Below are 3,106 nucleotides of genomic sequence, written 5' to 3'. Positions count from 1 at the left end.
AGTCGAAGACCTACAAAGATATTACCGGACCGGAAGGTGTGGGCACATGGCGTGCACGTCAGGGCAGCTATGCGCTGGTGGATCTGTTCGCGCGCTACGATGTGACCAAAAACGTCACCCTGCAGGCCAACCTGAACAACCTGTTCGACAAAGAGTATGACAAAAACGTCGGTAACGGCGGGATCGTTTATGGTACGCCGCGTAACTTCTCGGTCACTGCGTCTTATCGTTTCTGATTTCAACCAACCGGGCGCGCAGCAATGCGTGATCTGCCAGGATTCACTCGGGCGTTCGTGAGTGAATGGCAGGGGCGGCAAGGATGCCGGCCCGGCGTTGTTCACATCAGGATTGATAAATTATCAGCATCCCGCCGCAATATAATCCCCGTTCGCACTGATCGGCACCACGGTTAAAAACAGCACCAGCGCAAATAAGATCAGCAAAGCGCCTCCGGCAATACGTACCATTCCCAGTATTTGCTGCGTACGTGGCGATGACTCAGCCAACCATAACTCCCCCGCGCGATGGCGAAAATGGCGTACAAACAGGGCCAGCGCGACCAGTGCCATACCGGTGCCGAGTGCCATGGTCATCACCGCAAACATGCCCCAACGGGTAATACCAATCACGCTGGCAAACAGCAGCACTGTAAGTGCGCCGCTGCAAGGGCGTACGCCGGTGGCAATAATAATGCCGATCCACGCTTTCCAGTTATCCACGGATTCTACAGTTATGCCGTGATGGTGGCCGCAGCCGTTATGATGCTGCTCATGCTCATGCTCATGCTCATGCTCATGTTGGTGCTGGTGCAAATGCTGATTGCGGCCTCGCCAGGCTTGCACCATCATCATCACGCCCAGAGCGGCAATAAACACTGAACTGGCTTTTTCCAGATACCAGCGACTGGTGCTGAGATCGCCGGTCGTCAGGTTAAAGCCAACAGCCAGGATAAACACAAAGGCGATGGCGCTGAGACCCTGCACCAGGCTGCCAAGAAACGGCACGCTGAGCGCCACACCACGCGGCGGTTGATGAGTGGTGAGCCAGGTGGTGACGATAAATTTGCCATGGCCGGGGCCAACCGCGTGCAAAATGCCATAAATAAAGGTCACGCCGATCAACCACAACCCTGCGCTGTATTGCCCACTGTTAATTTGCAGCAGATGCGTCACTAGCAGGCGATGGAGTTGGATCTGCGTTTGCAGTGACCAGGCGAGAAAAGCCGTCCAGTGGGAAAACAGCACGGTGAGCGCGGCAAAAATTGCCAGCGCTGCAAGGGTAAATCCGGTTTTAGTGGCAGTCATAGCTATCAGATATCGCGGCCCTGAAAACCGACAGCATGCAGGATTTTAGTGCGATTTTATAGGGTGTAAGGCGGAAGCAATCTGAGCGCTGCCAATAGCCATTAAACGTGAAAACACAGGTTGGCGATGCTGGAAGCTGCAACCTGGCTCAAAAGCATCAGTGCCCATGTCACCTCCGCAAACGTAACGTTATGAAGTATTCCTCGCAGCAGCCAGGGCGGTTTTGCCCACGGAAGTGAAAATGGCGTCACTCTGCGGAGTGTGAATGCGACCGCAAAGCACATTACGATAGTGACGTTGTAACGGATGGTGACGCGTTAACGCATGATTACCAATGCTTTCCACCATCAGTTCAACGGCACGGATGGCATTTTCTGTCACCACTTGTTTGATCTGAGCCGTATGGCTGCTGGCAACCTGACCGCGTGCGGCACTGTTAAGCAGCATGTGATTGGTGAGCAGCAGCGTATCAATACGTCCGATTAGCTCCTGAAAACGTGGCAAGGATGCCAGCGGTGCACCGAGGTTGGCAGGAGCGCGCTGTTGTAAAAAGCCGATAAACCAGTCGCGTGCGCTTTGGGCAATGGCGTCATAAAGCGAGCCGAGTAGGACGGCTAACCACACAGTCTCTTCTTCATTTAGCCCGGCTTTCGGCGTGCTCCAGGGCGCAACGCTGACTGCGTGATTGAGCGGAATCAACACTTCATTTAACACCACGCGATGGCTACAGGTGCCGCGCATTCCCAGATGATCCCATTCATCGACGATTTGGATGCCTGGCGTATTGGCGGGCACCAGATAACCGCCGACCAGCGGATCCACATCATCACTGCTGGCCCAAACGAGAAACCAGCTCAGCCCATAGCTGCCGGTGGAGTAAATCTTCTCGCCACTGATGCGCCAGCCCTCGGCGGTTCGTCGCGCTCGGGTTGCGGGCAAACCGCCACGCGCTGGCGTACCCAGTTCAGGCTCGACGCGCAGCGCATTGATTAACGCGCCCTCGGTTACCACGCTGCTCGCCACTGTAGCGCGTACATCAACAGGCCAATTAGATTCCTCACTCAGCCGCCGCGTGTTGAGATACTGCATGATCAGAATCAGTGCTGCGGAGGGTTCGCCGCGCGCTACTGCCTGAATGATCGCCTGACAATCGCGTAAATCGCCACCACCGCCGCCTGCGGAGACGGGCAAAGCGAAATGCAACAATCCCAGTTGTTGCAGATGAGCAAAAGCCGCGCGCGGAAATTCACCGCTGCGATCAACTTCTTCAGCATGTTCAGCCAATCGTTTGGTGAGGGCTGGCAATATTTCAGCGAGAAAAGGTGTGTTATTTACCATTGAGAAAACCTTATTTATCTCTGAATAACATAAGGTCGATTGTTTCCTGATATGGCTAGGCTGTAAAAGCAATAAAACCACTTAACACATGCGTAATCGGCATAATTACACGGCTGGTTGCGCTGTTAATTAACGATTAATCTGCCTGCTCCTGAAATGAATTATTACAACGCTCGCTCTTTCACCTGTATATATTTTTGGGAGTAAAATCATGCCAGCAAATTATTTACTTTCGCGTCGTCGCTTTCTTGGGTATTCCGCCGCAGCAATGATGGCGTCTACTTTACCAGGGCGCAGTTTCGCCGAAGATCAGATGCACAATATGCCGATGTCCGGCGACCTGTTGCCGGGTGGTGCGGGTAAGTGGGCACTGGCGAAACCCACGCACATTCGCCTCGCGGTAAATCTCAACGCTATTTGCCTGGCACCGGTTGTGGTGGCCGATCAACATAATTTCTTCAAAG

General features: G+C 53.8%; 3 protein-coding genes and 1 pseudogene. 2 read left to right on the top strand and 2 right to left on the bottom strand.

Annotated elements, in window-relative coordinates; all coding sequences use genetic code 11:
• Window positions 1-236, top strand: a 236-nt coding sequence (locus H7A81_RS26560) for a TonB-dependent receptor domain-containing protein (protein WP_182059264.1), incomplete at its 5' end; no start/stop codon positions are given.
• Window positions 237-359: 123 nt separating this feature from the next.
• On the opposite strand, the gene H7A81_RS26555 is transcribed toward H7A81_RS26560, so the two are convergent.
• Together H7A81_RS26555 and H7A81_RS26550 are read right to left on the bottom strand one after the other, a co-directional pair.
• The gene (locus tag H7A81_RS26555; protein ID WP_182059263.1) at window positions 360-1,304 is read right to left on the bottom strand and encodes a nickel/cobalt transporter; all 945 of its coding nucleotides are present in this window, start codon (window positions 1,302-1,304) and stop codon (window positions 360-362) included.
• Between the two features lie 189 nt (window positions 1,305-1,493).
• Window positions 1,494-2,642, bottom strand: coding sequence for an acyl-CoA dehydrogenase family protein (locus tag H7A81_RS26550; RefSeq protein ID WP_182059262.1), 1,149 nt, complete (start codon window positions 2,640-2,642; stop codon window positions 1,494-1,496).
• A gap of 211 nt (window positions 2,643-2,853) precedes the next feature.
• Here H7A81_RS26550 and H7A81_RS26545 point away from each other — a divergent pair.
• A pseudogene (locus tag H7A81_RS26545) lies at window positions 2,854-3,106 on the top strand (ABC transporter substrate-binding protein); the annotation flags it as partial.

Origin of the sequence: Pantoea sp. ME81 (assembly GCF_903970985.1) — a bacterium.
GTDB classification, from domain to species: Bacteria; Pseudomonadota; Gammaproteobacteria; order Enterobacterales; family Enterobacteriaceae; genus Pantoea; species Pantoea communis.
The sequence above is the reverse complement of the archived record's forward strand: the minus strand, read 5'-3'. Positions and strand labels throughout refer to the sequence as shown.